The sequence below is a fragment of the Chryseobacterium taichungense genome, assembly GCF_900109935.1.
GTDB classification, from domain to species: domain Bacteria; phylum Bacteroidota; class Bacteroidia; order Flavobacteriales; family Weeksellaceae; genus Chryseobacterium; species Chryseobacterium taichungense.
Window position 1 is genome coordinate 318917 of record NZ_FOBV01000002.1, and the last position, 22209, is coordinate 341125.

General features: G+C 39.4%; 11 protein-coding genes. All 11 read left to right on the forward strand.

Annotated elements, in window-relative coordinates:
* The first annotated feature begins 237 nt into the window (after positions 1-237).
* The 11 genes from BMW64_RS05105 (at position 238) to BMW64_RS05155 (ending at position 22207) form a co-directional block, all read left to right on the forward strand.
* The gene (locus BMW64_RS05105; RefSeq protein ID WP_089998905.1) at positions 238-1614 is read left to right on the forward strand and encodes a glycoside hydrolase family 43 protein; all 1377 of its coding nucleotides are present in this window, start codon (positions 238-240) and stop codon (positions 1612-1614) included.
* A gap of 2 nt (positions 1615-1616) precedes the next feature.
* Positions 1617-3557, forward strand: a complete 1941-nt coding sequence (locus tag BMW64_RS05110) for a glycoside hydrolase family 97 protein (protein ID WP_228400843.1) — start codon at positions 1617-1619, stop codon at positions 3555-3557.
* Positions 3558-3590: 33 nt separating this feature from the next.
* Positions 3591-5480 (forward strand): sialate O-acetylesterase, encoded by a 1890-nt coding sequence (locus BMW64_RS05115; RefSeq protein ID WP_228400844.1) that lies wholly within the window; start codon positions 3591-3593, stop codon positions 5478-5480.
* Between the two features lie 164 nt (positions 5481-5644).
* Positions 5645-8170, forward strand: a complete 2526-nt coding sequence (locus BMW64_RS05120; protein ID WP_089998908.1) for a glycosyl hydrolase 115 family protein — start codon at positions 5645-5647, stop codon at positions 8168-8170.
* Positions 8171-8427: 257 nt separating this feature from the next.
* A complete protein-coding gene (locus BMW64_RS05125) occupies positions 8428-11169 on the forward strand; it encodes a T9SS type A sorting domain-containing protein (RefSeq protein WP_089998909.1) in 2742 nt (913 codons plus the stop codon).
* Positions 11170-11703: 534 nt separating this feature from the next.
* Positions 11704-14331 carry a glycoside hydrolase family 3 C-terminal domain-containing protein gene (locus BMW64_RS05130; protein WP_089998911.1) on the forward strand — a complete coding sequence of 876 codons (2628 nt, stop codon included), beginning with the start codon at positions 11704-11706 and terminating at the stop codon, positions 14329-14331.
* 79 nt (positions 14332-14410) lie between these two features.
* Positions 14411-16393 carry an alpha-L-arabinofuranosidase C-terminal domain-containing protein gene (locus BMW64_RS05135; protein ID WP_089998912.1) on the forward strand — a complete coding sequence of 661 codons (1983 nt, stop codon included), beginning with the start codon at positions 14411-14413 and terminating at the stop codon, positions 16391-16393.
* A 218-nt stretch (positions 16394-16611) separates the two neighbouring features.
* Positions 16612-18309: a ribulokinase gene (locus BMW64_RS05140; RefSeq protein ID WP_089998914.1), complete on the forward strand. Its 1698-nt coding sequence runs from the start codon at positions 16612-16614 to the stop codon at positions 18307-18309.
* A 363-nt stretch (positions 18310-18672) separates the two neighbouring features.
* Positions 18673-19371, forward strand: a complete 699-nt coding sequence (locus BMW64_RS05145; RefSeq protein WP_089999272.1) for an L-ribulose-5-phosphate 4-epimerase — start codon at positions 18673-18675, stop codon at positions 19369-19371.
* 157 nt (positions 19372-19528) lie between these two features.
* On the forward strand, positions 19529-21025 hold the full coding sequence (gene araA / locus BMW64_RS05150; RefSeq protein WP_089998915.1) for an L-arabinose isomerase: 1497 nt from the start codon (positions 19529-19531) through the stop codon (positions 21023-21025).
* Between the two features lie 21 nt (positions 21026-21046).
* On the forward strand, positions 21047-22207 hold the full coding sequence (locus BMW64_RS05155; RefSeq protein ID WP_089998917.1) for an aldose epimerase family protein: 1161 nt from the start codon (positions 21047-21049) through the stop codon (positions 22205-22207).
* Positions 22208-22209 lie beyond the last annotated feature (2 nt).

The window sequence follows — 22209 nt, forward strand, 5'->3', positions numbered from 1 at the left end:
CTGGAAATCGAGGGACGAGATTCGCCGAAACAAAAAATCAATTAATAAATATTGAGACACTGGTGGCGAAAATTCAAAGAATTTTTGACGGGGTGGTTAAAATGTTCTGTATAACAATATAAAAACTGGATTCACCCAATTATACAGCTTCTACAAACGTCAGCGGCTTTGTGAAACTAAAAAAAATATTTATAAAAAAACTTTGCGCACTTAGTGTTCAAAATCAAAAAATTAAATATGAAAAAAACAATAAAAACAATACTCAATCTCTGTTTAATAGGCTATTCGGGAATATTATTTTCTCAAAATCCCATTATTCAGACCAATTATACGGCAGACCCTGCGCCGATGGTGTATAACGACAGGCTTTATGTCTACACCACGCACGATGAGGACGATTCCACTTGGTTTGTGATGAACGACTGGAAGGTCTATTCCACCAACGATATGGTGAACTGGACCGACCACGGAAGTATTCTGAGCTATAAAGATTTCGACTGGGCAAAACGTGATGCCTGGGCAGCGCAATGCGTGGAAAGAAATGGCAAATTCTTTATGTATGTTCCGATGTGGTCCAAAACCAACAACAAAGGAGCGATTGGTGTTGCGGTAGGTGACAGTCCGTTTGGACCATTTCACGACCCGCTTGGAAAACCGTTGGTACAGAGCGAATGGGGCGACATTGACCCGACGGTTTTTATTGATGATGACGGTCAAGCCTATATGTATTGGGGAAATCCTAAACTTAAAATGGTTAAGCTCAATCAGGATATGATTTCCTATTCCGGCGATATTGTGGAAGTGCCAATGACCGCAGAATCTTTCGGGAAAAGGGATGGAAAAGAAAACCCTGAAAGACCGACAAAATACGAGGAAGGACCTTGGTTATATAAAAGAAAAAAATTGTATTATCTGTTTTGGCCGGGCGGTCCGCTCCCTGAATTTATCGGATATTCTACCAGCAAAAGTGCACAGGGACCGTGGAAAGACGGTGGAATCGTAATGCCAACCGAAGGAAAATCTTTCACCAACCATCCCGGAATTGTCGATTTCAGAGGAAAATCCTATTTCTTTTATCACAACGGCGCGTTGCCGGGAGGAAGCGGTTTCACAAGGTCGGTGAGTGTGGAAGAACTTAATTTTAATAAAGACGGTTCTATTTCACCCATCAAAATGACCAATGGAATTACCAAAGCCATTGCAACCGTTAATCCTTATGCTTTTAATCAGGCAGAAATGATTGCCTGGTCTGAAAATGTGAAATCTTATCAGAACAAAGAAGCAGGCGTCTTCATCAAAGCTAAAAAAAGTGGCGCTTACACCAGTGTGAAAAATGTGGATTTTGGTAAAAAAGGAGCATCAGCATTTTCGGCCAGAGTTGGAACGACACACAACAGCGATGTGACGATGGACGTTCATTTGGACAGTATTAACGGACCGGTTATCACTACGGTAAAAGTTCCGTTGACCGGCGGAGACGACCGTTGGGAAACCGTGAAAGCCGAAGTTAAGGAAAAAGTTTCCGGTGTTCACGATGTGTATTTTGTATTTAATGGAAAAGCAGCAAAGGATATTATGTTTTTCGATTATTGGACTTTTCTTGAAAATAATTAATTATGATTAAACTTTTTTTAAAACTATCACTCGCCTTTAGTATTCTCATTATGAATACTGTTTTTGCACAGGTTGCAGAAATCTCCAGTCCTGATGGAAAATTGAAACTGAATGTCTTTTCAGAGAATGGAAAAACGCTTTATAATGTTACTTTTCAGGGAAAAACAATGCTTGATAAATCTCCATTGGGCTTAGTCACCAATGAATCTGATTTCTCTAAAAATTTAAAATTCATTGACAGCAAAAAAGATAAGGTTTCCAAAAATTACACCAACGAAAAAATCAAAAAATCACAAGTCAGTTATTCGGCTAATACTCTGACAGTCAATTTTACCAATGCAGATAACTTCAATATCGGAATTGAATTTCAGGTGAGTGATAATAATATAGCTTTTAGGTATGAGATTCAGTCGATGAAAGACCGTTTGAGCGCAATTGTACAATCGGAAATTACAGGTTACAGATTTCCGTCTCAAACTACAACTTTCCTTTCTCCGATGATGAAACCGATGACAGGTTTTGCAAGAACCGCTCCAAGCTACGAAAGCGGTTACAAAGCTGATGCAGAATTAGGAAGAAAAGCCGATTATGGTTACGTTTTCCCTGGACTATTTCATATTGGAAACGACGGCTGGATTTTATTGTCTGAAACAGGAGTGAACAGTTTGTACTGCGCTTCTCATTTGGATACGACTTCAGAAAAAAATCTTTATCAGGTTGCTTATCCGAATATGGCTGAAAACAATGGTTTCGGAAGTACCGGAGCTGCCATTTCACTTCCGGGAAAAACACCTTGGAGAACCATCACCATTGGCGATTCTTTGAAACCGATTGTTGAAACGACGATTCCTTTTGATGTCGTAGAAGCGATGTATGAACCTTCACAAAAATACACTTTCGGAAAATCTACCTGGAGCTGGATTCTCTGGCAGGACAACAGTATGAATTTTGAAGACCAGAGTCTCTTTATCGATTTAGCATCAAAACTCGGTTATGAATACATTTTGATTGATGCGCTTTGGGATAAAAATATTGGAAAAGAGCAAATGAAAGACCTTATTCAGTATGCAAAATCCAAAAATGTCGGAATTCTGTTATGGTACAATTCCAACGGTGCTGCGAATGATGCACCGATGGGACCGAGAAATAAAATGAGCTCATCCATCGAACGAAAAAAAGAAATGAAATGGCTGAAAGATATTGGTGTAAAAGGTCTGAAAGTCGACTTTTTCGGAGGCGACAAGCAGGAAACGATGCGTCTTTATGAAGATATTCTTTCCGATGCTAATGATTTTGGATTAAAAATTATTTTCCACGGGGCAACTTTACCGAGAGGCTGGGAAGTAATGTACCCGAATTATGCAGGAAGCGAAGCGGTTTTAGCTTCGGAAATGCTTTATTTTTCAGAAGACGTCCGCAAACAGGAAGCTTTTTTCGCAACATTACATCCGTTCATCAGAAATACGGTCGGAAGTATGGAGTTTGGCGGAACTTTCCTCAACAAATATTTGACAAAATCCAACAAGGATAAAAATAAAAGATACACAACAGATGGTTTCCAGTTGGCAACGGCCGTTTTATTTCAAAATCCGGTTCAGATGTTTGGTGTAATGCCGAATAACCTGAGCGACGCACCGAAATTCCAGCTCGATTTTATGAAAGAAGTTCCGACGCTTTGGGACGAAACGGTGTTCATCGACGGATACCCCGGGAAATATTCCGTGATTGCCAGAAGACATCAGAATCAATGGTATGTTGCAGGTGTGAACGCTGAAAATGCTGTTCAGAAGCTTACTTTAAAACTTCCGATGCTTGCCGGAAAGTCGGTTAGGTTGATTAATGATGATTCAAAAGAGGTAACTTCTGAAAAAACAATTACTGTTGGCAAAAACGGAGAACTCAAAATAGAAATCCAATCCAAAGGCGGATTTGTAATTCATTAATATTTCATTTTAACCCGAAAAATAAACCTCAAAATGCAATCCAGAAATTTCAAATTCTCAACGGTTTTTAAAATTGTCTTTTTGATGATTGTTCTTAGCCATCAATTGTCTTTCGGGAAAATTAAACTTCCCGATTTGGTAAGTGATAAGATGGTTTTGCAACGTGATGTCGGGCTTAAAATTTGGGGTTGGGCAGATGTTGGTGAAAATATTACCATCAAATTCCGAAATGAAACCTACAATACATCACCGGATAAAAACGGAAAATGGTCTGTCCAATTGAAACCACAGAAAGCAGGAGGACCGTTTGTGATGGAAATTAACGAAATTACGATTCGCGATATTTTGGTGGGAGATGTCTGGCTAGCTTCCGGGCAGTCCAATATGGAAACGCCTATTGCACGGTTAACAGACCGTTTTCCGGAGATTAATGTTTCTGATTTTAATAAAATCCGCTACTTCAAAGTTCCTACACAGAACACTGTTGAATCTGTCCGGGAAAATATAGCATCCGGCGGAAAATGGTTCACAGGGACGGCTTCTGAAGTGATGAATTGGACGGCCTTTGCGTATTTCTATGCGGTGGAAGCGTATGAACACACCAAAATTCCGCAGGGAATGCTGGTTTCCAGTTTGGGTGGTTCGGCAATTCAGAGTTGGGTCAGTCAGGAGCATCTCAAGAATTTTCCTGATGATATTATTGATAAACAGGCATTGTCAGCGCTCAATTCTTCAAAACTGGACCAGGGAAGAAATCTTTGGAATCAAAAGGATTTTAATGACGGGAATTGGGGAAAGGCAAAAGTTCCCGGCAAATGGAAAGATAATGGAATCCGCGCAAAAGGAACGGTCTGGTTTCGAAAAAACTTTGAACTTCCAGCCTCAATGGATGGAAAATTTGCCCGTCTGTATCTGGGAGTAATGGTGGACAGCGATTCTGTTTTTGTAAATGGAAAATTCGTAGGTTCTACTTCATACACGTATCCACCAAGGAAATATGATATTCCAGGCGGAATTTTAAAACAGGGAAAAAATACAATTGCCATCCAACTGACTTCCAATTTCGGAAACGGAGAATTTGTAGCCGATAAACCGTATAAAATTGTTGGAGATGGCGTTACCGTTGATTTAACGGGCGAATGGAAATATAACATCGGTAGAGATACGAGCAAAGATGAAGAATATAAATCAAAACTGAAAAACCTGAGAAGCACGCCTTCCGGATTGTACAACGGAATGATTTATCCGATTCGGGATTACAAAGTTCGTGGTGCTATTTGGTATCAGGGCGAAAACAATGCCGGTCAATCAGAAGATTATGCCGGTTTGCTGAAAAATCTTATCGAAAATTGGCGGGACGTATTTCAATGGAGTCAGATGCCGTTTTTATTGGTTCAGCTTCCGAATTTTATGGAAAAAACAAACGACCCGAATGCACCAAGCGGATGGGCAGGAATTCGTGAGGCTCAGTTTAAAACGTCACAGACGGTTCCGTACACGGCAATGAGTGTCAATTATGATATTGGAGAATGGAATGACATTCACCCTCTCAATAAAAAAGATATGGCAAAACGTCTATTTCTGGCTGCCCGAAAATTGGTGTATGGTGAAAAATTGGTAAGCAGCGGACCTGTTTTCAATTCGATGAAAGTTGAAAATTCAAATATCATCCTTTCGTTTGACAATGTTGGAAGCGGTTTGCAAAGTAAAAACGGAAACCTGAAACATTTTGCAATTGCCGGAAGCGACAAGAAATTTGTCTGGGCTGAAGCAAGAATTAAAGGAAACACAGTCATTGTGACCAGCAAGGAAATCAAAAATCCTGTTGCAGTGCGATATGCGTGGAGCAATAATCCCGAAGATGCCAACCTACAAAATAAAGAAGGTTTGCTGGCGTCGCCATTCAGAACGGATGATTGGTAGTTTTTATAATTAAAATGATAGTGGACTTTTATAAGCGATAGCGGCTTTGTGAGTCTCAAAACAATTCTTTTTAAAATAAAAACTTTGTGAACTTAGTGTTCAAAATTTCAAAGTCTGACTAAAAATCAGTAAATATTAAAATAAATACTCATAAAATATTGATTATGAAGACGATTTTTAACTTTTTTTCTCTTTTGATAACATTGGTTTTTACAACGATTGTAAAGGCTGCCGACCCTTTTATTTCTTTTACTAAAACGGAAAATTCGGTTGTGTTAAAAGAGCACAATTCAGGTTTGATGCTGTTTTCGGATAACGATTCGGACAAAGGAATTCTTCGTGCAGTTGCAAATCTTCAATCTGATTTTCAAAAAATAACAGGCATTCAGCCGAATCTTATTTCCCAAAGTTCCGGAGCGAGCGGAATGCTCATCATTATTGGTGAAGCCGGGAAAAGCAAGACCATTGATGCGTTGATTAAAGCTAAAAAAATTGACGGAAATTCAATCAAAGGAAAGAATGAAAAATTTATCATTCAGAACGTCAGCAATCCATTTCCCGGCGTTTCCGAAGCAATTGTGATTGCCGGAAGCGACAAACGCGGAACAATTTACGGAATTTACGAAATGTCCCAGCAAATCGGGGTTTCACCTTGGTATTATTGGGCGGATGTTCCGGTTGAGAAAAAAGAAAATCTATACTTTAAAAAAGGAATTTATACCGACGGAGAACCTGCAGTAGAATATCGCGGAATTTTCCTGAATGATGAAGAACCTTCGCTCGGAGGATGGGCGAGAGCTACTTTTGGAGGAATCAATTCTAAATTTTACGAAAAAGTTTTTGAACTGATTTTACGAATGAAGGGTAATTACATCTGGCCAGCCATGTGGGGAAAAGCGTTTTATGATGATGACGTTTTGAACGGACCTTTAGCCAACGAAATGGGAATCATTATGGGAACTTCGCACCACGAACCGATGGCTCAGGCTCAAACCGATTGGCATCGATACATCAAAAAAAATAATTTGCCGAACGTCTGGGATTATTCGAAAAATGAGAAAGTTTTGCAGGAATTCTGGAAATTGGGGCTGGAAAGAAGTAAAAACTGGGAAAAATTAGTTACAGTAGGAATGCGTGGCGACGGCGATGAAGCGATGGGAGAGGGAACCAATATTTCCTTACTTGAAAAAATTGTGAAAGACCAGCGAAAAATTATTGCTGACGTAACAGGAAAAAAAGCGGAGAAAACACCGCAGGTCTGGGCTTTGTACAAAGAAGTTCAGGATTATTATGACAAAGGAATGCGAGTTCCGGACGATGTTATTCTGTTGTTCTGTGATGACAACTGGGGCAATGTGAGAAAACTTCCGGACCTTTCAAAACCTTTACACAAAGGCGGTTACGGGATGTATTACCACTTCGATTATGTTGGTGGACCGAGAAATTCAAAATGGATTAATATCAGTCCGATTCAGAGAGTTTGGGAACAGATGAATCTTTCTTACGAACATAATGTGGATAAGGTTTGGGTCGTCAATGTCGGGGATTTGAAGCCGATGGAATTCCCAATCAGCTTTTTCCTGGAAATGGCCTGGAATCCGAAACAATTCAATTCAAAAAATCTTTTGGAATATACCGAAAAATGGGCAGCACAGCAATTTGGAGAAAAGTACGCCAAAGAAATTGCGGCAATGATTAATCTTTATTCAAAATATAACCGCCGTGTAACGCCAGAAACATTAGACTGGAAAACTTACAGCCTTCAAAATTATAATGAATTTGAAACGGTTCTAAATGATTACAAGTCTTTGGCATTAGAAGCTTTACGTTTGAAAGAGAAGATTCCTGCAGAATATCAGGATGCCTATTTTCAGCTGGTTTTATATCCGATTGACGCGTGCAGCAATTTGTATGAAATGTACTACGCAGTGGCAAAAAACAAAGAATTGGCAGCTAAAAAAGATGTTAAAGCTAATGTCTATGCCGATAAAGTCAAAGAATGTTTTGATAGAAACGCTTATCTCGACAATCAGTACAACAACGTCATTGCCGGTGGAAAATGGCAGCATATGATGGACCAGATGAAGATAGGTTACAAAGCCTGGTTTGACGGAAAAGAAAATATAATGCCTGAAGTTACCCGTGTTTCCGAGTCTGAAGTTCCGAAAGAAAAAGTATTTCAGGAGAAAAACGGTTATGTTTCTATTGAAGCTGAAAATTTTGCAAGAATGAATAATTCAGACCGAATCCATTGGGAAGTGATTCCTTATTTCGGAAAAACTAAATCCGGTGTAACAACCTTTCCTCAAAATGCTTATCCAAAAGCTGATGAAAATATTTATCTGGAGTACGATGTAAATTTTGAATCCAAAGGCGAATTTGAAGTTCAGTTGTTATTAGCTCCGACTTTGAATTTCAATCATAATAAAGGATTGCGTTATGAGATTTCATTTGATGGCGGAACTCCGCAAGTTGTCAATTTCAATGGTCATTACAAAGGGGAATTGGGAAGATGGCAATCCGAACATATCATTAAGTCTACAACGAAACACCAGATTTCTCAACCCGGAAAACATACGTTACGATTCAAAGTACTTGAGCCGGGAATCGTGATGGAAAAAATATTGATCAATACGGGAGGTTTACAGCCTTCTTATCTGGGTGCACCCGAAAGTGAAATTCTTCACTAAAAATCAGCAGAATATTAATAATAATCTACGTTTTGCCTATGAAGCATTAATCTATTTCACATCTGAATTCTAAGTATCGTTTTTCAACAAAATAATGTACAGGAAGAGCTAAGGATCTTGTAGTATAACTTTATTTACGATAGCTGCCTGAAACTTTTCAGGGTATTTTCTTGATGGTTTTTAATCATAAACTGTCTTGAAGAGGATTGTATTATCCAAACTTTACTGAAAATTATCAAAATTAAAACTAGAACATTATGAGAAAAATTTTAAACCTGATGCTTGCTCTGGCGGTAGGCATCACCTGTAATCAATTTGCAGATGCACAGACAGCGTTGCCTGCAAAAGTAACAATCGACAAAAATATTGTGTATCAAAAGGTGACTGGCTATGGTGGTTTCGTATGCAGCCCGCAGTTTGCATACAATCACATGACTCCGGCGGAGATTCAGAAACTTTGGGGAACCGGCACAACCGACGCAGGATACAATATTTTGAGGCTATATATTCCTGAAAATCAAGCGGACTGGCCGCAGGTTTTGGCAACTGCTCAACAGGCAAAAGCAATGGGACTGATCGTTTTCGCAAGTCCATGGACAATGCCCGCGGCATGGAAAACCAACAACAATTCGAATGCAGTTTTTACGGATACCAATGGTGTGCAGCAGATCGGCTATCTGAAGCCGGAACATTATCAGGATTACGCTTTGCATTTGAACAGTTTCGTAACCTATCTGGCAAATAATGGTGTGGCGCTGGATTACATTTCAATTCAAAACGAGCCGGATGAAATGGCGCAATATGCTGGTTGTATATGGACGCCGACACAGATCGCAAATTTTGTAAGGGATTACGGCCAGCTCATCAACTGCAACGTCATTGCTCCCGAAAGCGTTGGTTTTACAGATAATTTTGCCAATGCCTTTTTAAATACGGCAACGATGGCCAATTTTGAAGTCTATGGCGGACACCAATATGGAAGTATGCAGTCCGTTTACAAGCAGTTTCAGGCGAATAATAAACAGATCTGGCAGACAGAATATCTGATCAATTGGAACTCTAATGCAAGTGTTCCTGCACGTGATTTCAGCTGGTCGATTGATGGTTTTTCTTTTGCGAGAGCGGTCAACAATGCGATGCTCGGAAATGTGAACGCATGGGTACATTATGCATCCAAAAGATATTATGGAATGATGGGGGACGGTACAAACGGAACCGTTGCAGGTGAAATGACCAAACGCGGTTACATTTTATCTCAATATGCTAAAACCACCACCAACAAAAACAGAATTGATACCAAATGGGAGGTTACGACAGGCAGTCTGGAAGGTTCTTCCTATATTTCTCTGGATGGAAATCAGGTGACGTTAATGGTTATAAATTCTTCCTCAAACACTTATAATCTTAAGGTTGATCTTCCTTTTTATACCAATTCTGCGAACAGCATTACTACTTCCCAAACGCAGAATATGACCTCGGCACCGCTAACCTTTACTACAGATACGTTCAGACCGCAGGTGTCTGTGGCGCCGTCTAGTGTAATGACTTTTGTGTTTACAAAAAGTGGCGACCGACCCGTTTCTAACATGACCGGAACTGAAATTCATTACAACAAAATTGAAACTTTAGCGACGACAAATCCGGCCTTTGGTACAGCATACCAGATTTCGGGGCAGACTGTGACGTTTTATAATTCAACACCGCTTTTCAGCCAGAATATGACGGCAGCAAACGGATATATTGCTTTGAATGACCGTTATAATAAATTGGTTTTAAATGTTCTAAGTTATACGACAACGCTTGGTCAGTCATCATCAAATACGACATTGTACTATGTTGATAATGATAATGTGGTAAGAAATTACAATTATGGAAGTGTGAGTTTGCCAGCACCCGGATCCGGAAGCTTTAATCTGGTCTTTGATCTTTCGAGGGCGACGCTTCCGTTCGGATGCAAAGGGATTTTGGGTTTAAGAAGCGGAAATTACAGTTCGATCTTAACCTTAAACCTGGGTGATGTTTATTTTAATGTCGGAAACGAAAGAGCGGCAAAGTTTACCGGAGCATATACCGAGACAGACAGCAGTCTTTTAGATGCGATGGAAAACAATCAGTATACTTCACTCGATTTCCGTACGGCAACCGGCATCACGCCAACTTCAAGCTGGATCGCTGGTTCTGAGAACAAGAACAGTATTTTTTATGTTAACAGCAGTGTGGCAAATACCAATACCAATGTCATTTCAGGAACAAATTGCACCACACTGACACTTTCAGATCAGGGTAAAGATTTCCAGGTTCCGTTTAATTTTACCGCCGCGGTAGCTTCTTACAGCAGGATTTTTAATGGATACGATGTGTTGTTATTACCTTTCGAAGCGAATATTCCTTCAGGAGTAAATGCATATCTCATGACACCAGGTTCAGCGGCAGTTTCTTGTACCCCGCTTTCCAATACAGTTCCTGCGAACACCCCGGTTCTCGTAAATGCAACAGGAAGCTTTACTTTTACCGGTACAGGAAATGTTTCTACACCGAAGGCCATTACCGTAAATCAGATGAACGGAGTTTATCAGGCTATTAAAGTTCCTGCCAATGCCTATGTTTTAAAAACAGAAAATGGAGTGACAGGGTTTTACAAAGTAACAGTAGGAAGCGAGCCATTGATTAATCCTTTCAGAGCTTATCTGAGCGAAGAAAATGCATATTCGGCAAGTGTTCTTCCTTTAAATTTCTCAGTTCTTTCTACAAAAGAAGAAATGACAAATAATGAATCTAAAATATATCCTAATCCTGCCAAAACAGAGATCTTTATTGAAATAAAGAACGATGCTAAAGCTTCAGTTTTTGATTCCAAAGGAAGTCTGATCATCTCAGATTTAAAAATGAAATCAGGAAAAAACAGGATCGATATTTCAACATTAACTTCAGGGATTTATTTCATTGAAATAGCTGATGGAAAAAATAAAATTTTAAACAGCAAATTTATTAAGCAGTAAGTTATTTCAGATCACCAGTGAAGAATTTTATTTGAGGCTGTCCTAAAAGTTGGACAGTCTCTTTTTTTTTTAATACCATAATGAACAGCCCAATCATTTAATTTAAGTCTCATTCTGAAAAGTTTAGGTCTTTTAATGATACGTTTAGGTCTTATCATTAAAAGTTTAGATCTTAAAGTTAAATTTTTAAGCATTAAACGTAAATTTTTAAACATTAAACTTAAAATTTTAAGTCTTAGACCTAAAAATTTAAGTATCAAATATATTTTTTTAAAACTTTAAAGCGATATTTTCAGTCTTATGGAAATAATTATCTGTTTCAAACATAAAAACATCATTCCGTTACATTTTAAACTCATTAGCGTGCTGCAATAAGAATAAACTTCTTTTTTGAAAAGAATCAATCTGAAAAATTAAGTGTAAACAATACATTTATTTAAAATAGAATCTTATATTTGTTTTTCTTACAAAATGATCAATCATATATTGTAATGATTAATAAATTTTAACCTTAAAATGTTTTGATTTAATCAAATGAAAAAACTATTACTAAATATATCGGTTTTTATTTGTACCGTTTCTTCAGCACAGAATTTCAAATATCCCTTCCAAAATCCCAAGCTTCCGGTCGATCAGAGAATCGAAAATCTACTCGGATTATTAACGGTGGATGAAAAAATCGGAATGATGATGGATAATTCTAAAGCCGTTCCCAGGTTGGATATTCCCGGTTACGGCTGGTGGAATGAGGCACTTCACGGCGTCGCGAGAGCGGGAACAGCAACGGTTTTTCCGCAAGCCATCGGAATGGCGGCAAGCTGGGACGTTCCCGAACATCTCAAAACTTTTGAAATGATTTCCGACGAAGCCAGAGCAAAATACAATAAATCTTTTGACGAATCTCAAAAAACTGGACGTTACGAAGGACTTACATTTTGGACACCGAACATCAATATCTTCCGTGACCCGAGATGGGGAAGAGGCCAGGAAACTTATGGCGAAGACCCGTATCTGACTTCCGTTTTGGGTGTTGCTGCCGTAAAAGGTTTACAGGGAAACGACCCGAAATATTTTAAAACCCACGCCTGTGCCAAACATTTCGCCGTTCACAGCGGCCCGGAATGGAACCGACACTCTTACAACGCCGAAGTTTCCAAAAGAGATTTGTATGAAACCTATCTGCCGGCTTTCAAAGCATTGGTTTTGGAAGGAAATGTAAGGGAAGTGATGTGTGCGTACAATGCATTCGACGGACAGCCTTGTTGTGCCAACAATACTTTATTGACGGAAATTCTCCGCGGAAAGTGGAACTATGACGGAATGGTCGTTTCCGATTGCTGGGCTTTGGCAGACTTCTACCAGAAACAATACCACGGAACACATCCTGATGAAAAAAGCACCGCTGCAGATGCTTTGAAACATTCTACAGATCTAGAGTGTGGCGATACTTATAATAACTTAAACAAATCTCTCGCAAGCGGATTAATTACCGAAAAGGACTTAGATATTTCAATGCGAAGAATTCTGAAAGGCTGGTTTGAATTGGGAATGCTCGACCCAAAATCTTCCGTTCACTGGAACTCAATTCCATATTCTGTTGTGGATTCTGAAGAGCATAAAAAACAGGCGTTGAAAATGGCTCAGAAATCTATTGTGCTGATGAAAAATGAGAATAATGTTTTGCCTTTACATAAAAACATCAAAAAAATCGCTGTTGTCGGTCCAAACGCCGATGACGGACTGATGCAATTAGGAAACTATAATGGAACACCTTCATCCATCGTTACCATTTTAGATGGAATTAAAACTAAATTTCCAAACGCAGAAATCATTTATGAAAAAGGAACTGAAGTTGCCGATCCATCTTCCAGAACTTCGCTTTATCAAAACTTTTTAAGCCAGAAAAAAGGCGAAAAAGGAATGAAAGTAACATTTTTCAACAACAATGAATTTAAAGGAACTCCGGCTAATATTTCAGTCAACAAAGCAGGGATCAACTACAACAGTTTTGGGGGAACTCAGCTTGCCCCAAACGTTGGAAGGGAAAATACTTCGGCGATTATTTCCGGCATTTTCAAAAGTCCTTACACGGGTGATGTGATTCTTTCGCCATCAACATCCGATGTTTACACACTTTTTGTTGATGGTAAAGAAATTGCCACAAGAAAAGGTCCCGATGCGAGACATCCTTCAGAATTTCCTGTAAAAATGGAAAAGGGCAAGGAATATAATATTGAATTACGCCACACGCAAAAAGGGAAATATGTAAGCATCACATTCGATGTGTACAGAAAAGACCCTGTGAATTTTGCTGCGGTTAGGGAAAAAGTGAAAGATGCAGATGTTATCGTTTTCGCAGGTGGACTTTCTCCAAGTCTGGAAGGTGAAGAAATGATGGTGAATGCAGAAGGTTTCAAAGGTGGTGATAAAACTTCCATCGACCTTCCAAAAGTCCAGCGTGAATTGTTAGCGGAATTAAGAAAAACCGGAAAACCAGTCGTTTTTGTACTGTGTACGGGAAGTTCGCTTGGTTTGGAACAGGATGAAAAAAATTATGATGCATTACTGAATGCCTGGTATGGCGGACAAGCCGGAGGAACTGCGGTTGCAGATGTGTTGGCGGGAGATTACAATCCGTCAGGAAGATTGCCGATTACCTTCTACAAAAATCTGGCACAACTCGATAATAATTTATCAAAAACCAGTAAGCATCAGGGTTTTGAAAATTACGATATGCAGGGAAGAACCTACCGTTATATGACCGAAAAACCTTTGTATGCTTTCGGTCACGGGTTGAGTTATTCAAAATTTGCTTACGGAAATGCTAAACTGAACAAAAATACCATCAATTCTAATGAAAATCTGACGATTACAGTTCCTGTTACAAACAGTTCGATCAGAGATGGAGAGGAAGTGATTCAGGTATATGTAAAAAGAAATAATGATGCTTCCGCACCAGTAAAGACTTTGAGAGCTTTTGAAAGAGTGTTGATTAAAGCGGGCGAAACAAAGAATATTCAGCTTACTATTTCTCAGGATTCATTCAAATTTTATGATGAAAAAGTAGATGATTTGGCTGCAAAAGCTGGAAATTACACGATTTTCTACGGCGGAACTTCCGATGAATCCGGATTGAAAAGTATTCAAATGAAAGTTAATTAGCCCTCAGACAACGAAACCTTATAGGTTTTTAAAAACCTATAAGGTTTATCAATAAAAAATTCAACTTTTCAACTCAAAAATGAAAACAAAATCCAAAATATTCGCAACCGCATTTTCTTTAAGCGTAACCTTCTTTTCGGCACAAAATGGAAATATAAAAAAGCATTTTCTCGAATTGGACGGAACTTCCACCAACATCAAAATCCAACCAACAATGTACGGAATTTTCTTCGAGGACATCAACTTTGCGGCAGACGGCGGATTGTATGCTGAGCTCATAAAAAATCGCAGTTTCGAGTTTGACGAACCTCTGACAGGCTGGAAACAACCCAACACAAAAACATTGTCTCCGAATCTGGATTCCGGTTTTTTGACGATTATAACCGACAAATCCAAAACCAATAAAAACTACGCAAGAATTACGGTCTGGAATGACAAAAATTATGTGCTGGAAAACGAAGGTTTCCGAGGAATTGGTTTGCATCAAGGGGAGAAATATGACTTAAGTTTCAATTTAGAAAACATTTCAGGAAATATTTCTGCCATCAATACAAGCCTGATTGATGAAAATGGAACAGTGATTTCTTCAGTTTCAACAATTATAAAAGGCAGAGGCTGGCAAAAATACAATGCTGTTTTCACACCTTCTAAAACTGTTGAAAAAGCAAAGCTTCAAATCACTTTTACAGGAAAAGGCGTTGTGAATATGGATATGATTTCACTGTTCCCGCAAGACACCTGGAAAAACCGAAAAGGCGGTTTAAGAAAGGATTTGGTTCAAAAATTATATGATTTACAACCTGGATTTTTACGTTTTCCTGGTGGCTGTATCGTCGAAGGAAGAACCTTAGCAGAGCGATATCAATGGAAAAAGACGATTGGTAAAGTAGAAGACCGCGAAAATTTGATTAACAAATGGAACAATGGATTTGCCCACCGTCTCACTCCGGATTATTGGCAGTCTTTCGGACTTGGCTTTTTTGAATATTTCCAGTTGGCGGAAGATTTGGGAGCAGAACCGCTTCCGATTCTCAGCTGCGGAATGGCTTGCCAATTTAACACAGCTGAACTTGCAAAAATGGAAGATTTAGACCCTTACGTTCAGGATGCTTTGGATTTGATTGAATTTGCAAACGGTGATTCCAACACGAAATGGGGAAAAATCCGTACTGAAATGGGACATCCGAAATCCTTTAATATGAAATTCATTGGCGTTGGAAACGAGCAGTGGGGCGCGGATTATATTGAACGCTACAAAGTTTTTGAAAAAGCGATTCACAACAAATATCCCGACATCAAAATCATTTCCGGAAGCGGACCGTCTCCCGATGGCGAATTTTTCGATTACGGCTGGAAAGAACTTAAAAAACTGAATGCTCAGATTGTGGACGAACATTACTACAATTCCCCTGAATGGTTCTTAAAAAATGCTGACAGATACGATAAATACGATAGAAGAGGACCAAAAGTTTTTGCCGGAGAATATGCCGCGCAATCGGTTGGTGTTGTAAAACCCGACAATAAGAACAATTGGCTGACCGCACTTTCAGAAGCTGCTTTTATGACCGGATTGGAACGCAACGCAGATGTTGTGACAATGACTTCCTACGCACCGCTTTTCGCTCACGCAGAAGGTTGGCAATGGACTCCGGATTTGATTTGGTTCAATAATTTAAAATCTTATGCCACTCCGAATTATTACGTTCAGAAATTATTCTCCAACAACAAAGGAACGGATTTAATTAAAATCTCAGAAAACGGAAAACCGTTGAAAGGTGAGAATAATCTCTACGCATCGGCAGTTCGTGACCTTAAAAAAGGAGAAATCATCATTAAAATTGTTAATTCTAATCCTCAGGAAACTTCCGTTGAAATCAATCCGAAAAACATCAAAATGGGCAGTCGACTCACCAAAATTGTGCTGACCTCTGCAGGACTTTCCGATGAAAATAATTTCCAATCAGAAACCATTACGCCAAAAGAGGAAACGCAGGCCATTAAAAAAGGAAAGATTTCTGTTGAAATTCCGGCAAATTCTTTAGTTATTTTGAAAATAAAATAGCTGTAAACTACCATTAATAAAGGAAATTTTAAAATTAAGTGTGATTATTACATTTATTTAAAATAGAATCTTATATTTGTTTTATCTCTTAAATAGAAAATTAAAGGATTCTTTAAGGTAAATGAAAACTTAAGGAGAAATCTTTGCAGAATGTAATCCATTACATCTGTTGTTTTAAAAAGAGCTAAAACAAATAATCAAATAAATCACTTTCGTTAATGAAAAAGTACGTTATCGGCTTAGATTATGGGACAGATTCTGTTCGAGCCGTTTTGATTGATACGGAGAATGGGGCAGAACTGGCGACTTCCGTAAGTTATTACCAAAGATGGAAAGAAGGAAAGTTCTGTAAGCCGGAAGAAAATCAATTTCGTCAGCATCCGCTAGACCATATCGAAGGGTTGGAAAAAACCATTTCAACTGTTGTCAAAGAAAGTGGTGTTGCTCCTGAAAATATCGTCAGTATTTGTATAGATACGACAGGTTCGTCACCGCTTCCCGTGAACAAAGAAGGAATTGCCTTATCACTTTTACCTGAATTTTCAGAAAATCCGAATGCAATGATGGTGTTATGGAAAGACCATACATCCATCAACGAAGCTGAAGAAATCAATCATTTGGCAAGAAACTGGGGCGGCGAAGATTATACAAAATTTGAAGGTGGAATTTATTCTTCCGAATGGTTTTGGGCAAAAATTCTTCACATCAACAGAGAAGATGAAACCGTAAAAAATGCAGCATACAGCTGGATGGAGCACTGCGATTACCTTACCTTTTTACTTTCCGATAATCAGGATTTAGCAACGTTTAAAAGAAGCCGTTGTGCAGGCGGTCACAAAGCAATGTGGCACGAATCATGGGACGGATTGCCTTCCAAAGAATTTCTCGGTCAGCTGGATTCTTCACTGGCAGAGCTTCGCGACAGATTGTATGAAAAAACCTACACCTCCGATGAAATTGCCGGAAATCTGAATGAAGAATGGGCAACAAAATTAGGCTTAACAACCAACACCGTAATTGCTGTCGGAACTTTCGACGCTCATTCCGGAGCGGTGGGGGCAAAAGTGGAGGAAAATACGCTGATCAGAATTATGGGAACATCTACTTGTGATATTATGGTGGCTCCCAAAGAAATCATCGGCGACAATACGGTTAAAGGGATTTGCGGACAGGTCGATGGCTCCGTGATTCCAGGCTTGATGGGATTGGAAGCAGGGCAATCTGCATTTGGCGATGTTCTGGCCTGGTACAAAGATATTCTGACCTGGCCAACTCACAATATTCTGATGAGTTCCAACGTGATTGACGACAATCAAAAGCAATTATTGAAAGACGAAATAGAAAACAATCTTATCCGCAATCTCACTTTGGAAGCGGAAAAAATTCCACTTTCGGAGGTGGTTCCGGTTGCCTTGGATTGGATTAACGGACGAAGAACGCCAGACGCCAATCAGGAACTGAAAATGGCGATCAGCAACCTTTCCTTGGGGACAAAAGCACCGCATATTTTTAAAGCGTTGGTGAATGCGATTTGCTTTGGAGCCAAAAAAATCGTCGACCGTTTCGAAGAAGAAGGCGTAAAAATCGAAAAAGTAATCGGAATCGGAGGCGTTGCCAGAAAATCCCCTTTCATTATGCAGACGTTGGCCAACGTTCTTAATATGCCGATTGTAGTGGCGGAATCAGACCAGGCTCCGGCTTTGGGTGCAGCCATTTATGCGGCTGTTGCGGCTGGAATTTACCCGACTGTTCAGGAAGCCAGCCAGAAAATGGGCTCCGATTTCGAAGCAGAATATTTCCCACAAGTGGAAAAGGTAGAAAAATATGCTGAATTTATGAAACAATATCAGATTCTCGCAGATTTCACAGAAAACAATATCAAATCAAAGAAAAAGTTGACGGTTGACAGTTTGTAGTTGATAGAAGTTAAAGCAGAAAAGCTCCGTAGGAGCGCCCTGTTAATAGCAAATATGTAAATATTGTCATCATAAAGAGAGCCTCGTAGAGGCGACCTTTTAAATATTTACAATCATTTAAAAACCATCAACCAACAACCATCAACCAATAACTAAAATAATTATGGCAGCTTTATCCGTCTGCAGTTTATCCTGAGCTTGTCGAAGGGCTCCCGCTTTTTTGTTCCGCTATGCTACAAAAAGAGCTCCGCTCAAGCCGGGCTGCGATTGATTCGTAGGAGAGAACCCGAAGGGTTCAATATAAATAGCCGTAGGTGAAACCTATGGATGAAAAAACAGATTTTCAAAAAATATGCAAATAAAATGAGCATCTATAAAGAATTAAAACGAGAATGTTACGAAGCCAATATGCAGCTCGATGCATTGAAGTTGGTAGTTTACACATTCGGAAACGTAAGCGCGGTTGACCGTGATAAAGGAATCTTTGCCATCAAACCGAGCGGTGTTCCTTACGAATTACTGAAACCGGAAGACATTGTGATTTTAGATTACGATGCCAACGTGGTCGAAGGAAATTTAAGACCATCTTCCGATACCAAAACCCACGCTTATCTCTACAAAAACTGGGAAAACATCGGCGGAATCTCACATACGCACGCTATCTATTCAGTAGCTTGGGCACAAGCGCAACTGGATATCCCGATTTTCGGAACGACACACGCAGACCATCTCACAACGGATATCCCTTGCGCACCACCGATGCACGATGATTTAATCGAAGGCAATTATGAATACAACACCGGAATCCAGATTCTCGACTGTTTCAAAGAAAAAGATTTGTCTTACGAAGAAGTAGAAATGGTGCTCATCGGAAATCACGGACCGTTCACTTGGGGAAAAAATGCAGACAAAGCGGTTTACAACAGCAAAGTTCTCGAAACCATCGCAGAAATGGCTTATCTCACAAGACAAATCAACCCAAATGCGCCCCGTTTGAAAGATTCACTCATCAAAAAACATTACGAACGGAAACACGGCAAAAATGCCTATTACGGACAGTAGTTTGGCTTCTGGCGAATGGCTTTTAGCTTTTGGCAATTGTCATCGTTCAATAGAACACTACGAACCCGAAGGGTTCAACATCAGTAACCGTAGGTGAAACCTATGGAAAAATGAAAATAAAAATCAATTATCAATTATAAATCATCATTTATAAAATATGTTAACACCTCTCAATACGAAAGAAATCTGGTTCATCACCGGAAGCCAGCATTTATACGGCCCTGAAACATTAGCGCAGGTTGCAGAACATTCAGCGAAAATCGTGGAAGCTTTAAACGCTTCTTCACAGATTCCTGTGAAAGTCGTTTTGAAGCCAACCGTAAAAACGACGGAAGAAATCTTTGAAACACTTACCGCTGCAAACTTCGCAAAAGACTGCATCGGAATCGTAACCTGGATGCACACATTTTCACCCGCAAAAATGTGGATTCGCGGACTGACCGCTTTACAAAAGCCAATGTTGCATCTTCACACACAGTTCAACCAGGATATTCCGTGGTCTACAATGGATATGGACTTTATGAACCTAAATCAGGCTGCGCACGGTGATAGGGAATTCGGATTTATGGTGAGCCGTCTTCGCAAAAATAGAAAAGTGGTCGTAGGACACTGGGCTGAAGAAAGAGTTCAAAAACAAATCGGAGAATGGAGTAGAGTTGCCGCAGGTTGGGATGATTGGCAAGGTGCGAAGTTCGCCCGTTTTGGCGATAATATGAGATTTGTAGCCGTTACGGATGGCGATAAAGTGGAAGCGGAAACCAAATTTGGTTTTTCAGTCAATACCTGGGGAATCGGAGATTTGGTGAGCGTTGTCAATTCGATTGGCGATGGTGAAATCAAAACCTTAATTGAAGAATATGAAGCTTCTTACAAAATGGCAGAATCTCTTCTTTCCGGAGGTTCAAACAGAAAATCTCTGGAAGTTGCTGCAAGAATTGAATTAGGTTTGGAAAAGTTCCTGAAAGATGGAAATTTCAAAGGTTTTTCAGACACGTTTGAAGACCTTCACGGCTTGGAACAATTGCCTGGAATTGCCGTTCAAAGATTAATGGAAAAAGGTTACGGTTTCGCTGGAGAAGGTGATTGGAAAACTGCCGCTTTAGTTCGTGCAATGAAAACAATGGGACAAGGTCTTGAAGGCGGAAATGCCTTCATGGAAGATTATACTTATCATTTAAACCCTTCAAATCCTTCGATTTTAGGCTCGCACATGTTGGAAGTTGACCCTGTTTTGGCGGTTGACAAACCTTCTTGTGAAATTCATCCATTGGGAATTGGTGGAAAAGCTGATCCGGTTCGTCTGGTGTTCAATTCGAGAGGAAATATTGATTCTTTAAATGCTGCGTTGATGGACTTCGGAAATCATTTCAGACTATTAATCAATAAAACAAAAGCATTGGAAATCACCGAAGAATTACCAAAACTTCCTGTTGCGAGAGTGCTTTGGAAACCGCTTCCTGACCTGTACACTGCAGCTGAAGCCTGGATTTTGGCAGGTGGTGCGCATCACACGTGTTACAGTGAAAACATCAGCGTGGAACAATTGGAAGATTTTGCGGAGATTGCAGGTATCGAATCGCTTGTTATCGATGAAGATACGAAAATCCGTGATTTTAAGAACACGCTTCGCTGGAATGAAATATATTATCGTTAAACTTGCAAAACTTTCTCAACAATGAAAAAAACAAGTATCAATCTGCTCATTCTTTTTGCCTTTTTATGTATTTTCGGCTGCAATAAAAAGGAAAATCAATCAAAAACTCAAGCGCAACCCATGGAAAACATACAGGTTTCAGATTACGGAGTTACCTCAAAAGGTGATTCTATCAAAAAATATACTTTAACCAATAAAAACGGGATGAAGCTGGAAGTCATTAACTTCGGTGGAATCATCACTTCACTTACCGCTCCTGATAAAAAAGGAAAATATGAAGATGTCGTTTTAGGATTTACCAAGCCTGAAGATTATTTCAACGGAAATCCTTACTATTTCGGAGCATTAATTGGCCGTTACGGAAATAGAATTGCGAATGCGAAGTTCACTTTGGATGGCAAATCGTATGACATTGATAAAAATGACGGACCAAACAGCCTTCATGGTGGAAAAGAAGGATTCCATACCAAATTCTGGAATATCGAACCGTTGAAAGATACCAAATTTCCGACTTTGAAACTGACTTATACCAGCGCAGATGGTGAAGAAGGTTATCCTGGAAAATTAACGACAACCGTTTTCTATACTTTAACCGACGACAATGCCTTAGAAATTTCTTACGAAGCGGAAACCGATAAGCCGGCTGTTGTTAATTTAACTCAACATTCGTATTTCAATCTTTCAGGAAATTTCTCAAAAACAATTCTTGACCACGAACTACAAATCAATGCAGATAAATTTTTACCTGTCAATGAAACATTGATTCCTACTGGTGAGCAAAAAGCAGTAAAAGGAAGTCCATTCGATTTCACAGTTTCAAAACCTATCGGAAAAGATATCAATGCTGATGACGACCAATTGAAAAAAGGAAAAGGTTACGACCACAACTGGATTCTGAACGGAAGCGGATTGAGAAGCATTGCCAAAGTTTATCACCCGGAATCAGGGAGAGTAATGGAAGTGTTAACCGATGAACCAGGTGTTCAGTTTTATTCAGGGAATTTCCTTGATGGAAAATTCGATGCCAAAACCGGTGGTAAAAATGAGTTAAGAACAGGTTTATGTCTGGAGACCCAGCATTTTCCGGATTCTCCGAATCAACCGAATTTCCCTTCTACAGAGTTGAAGCCGGGACAAAAATATCATTCGAAAACAATTTATAAATTCTCAGTTAAAAAATAAAG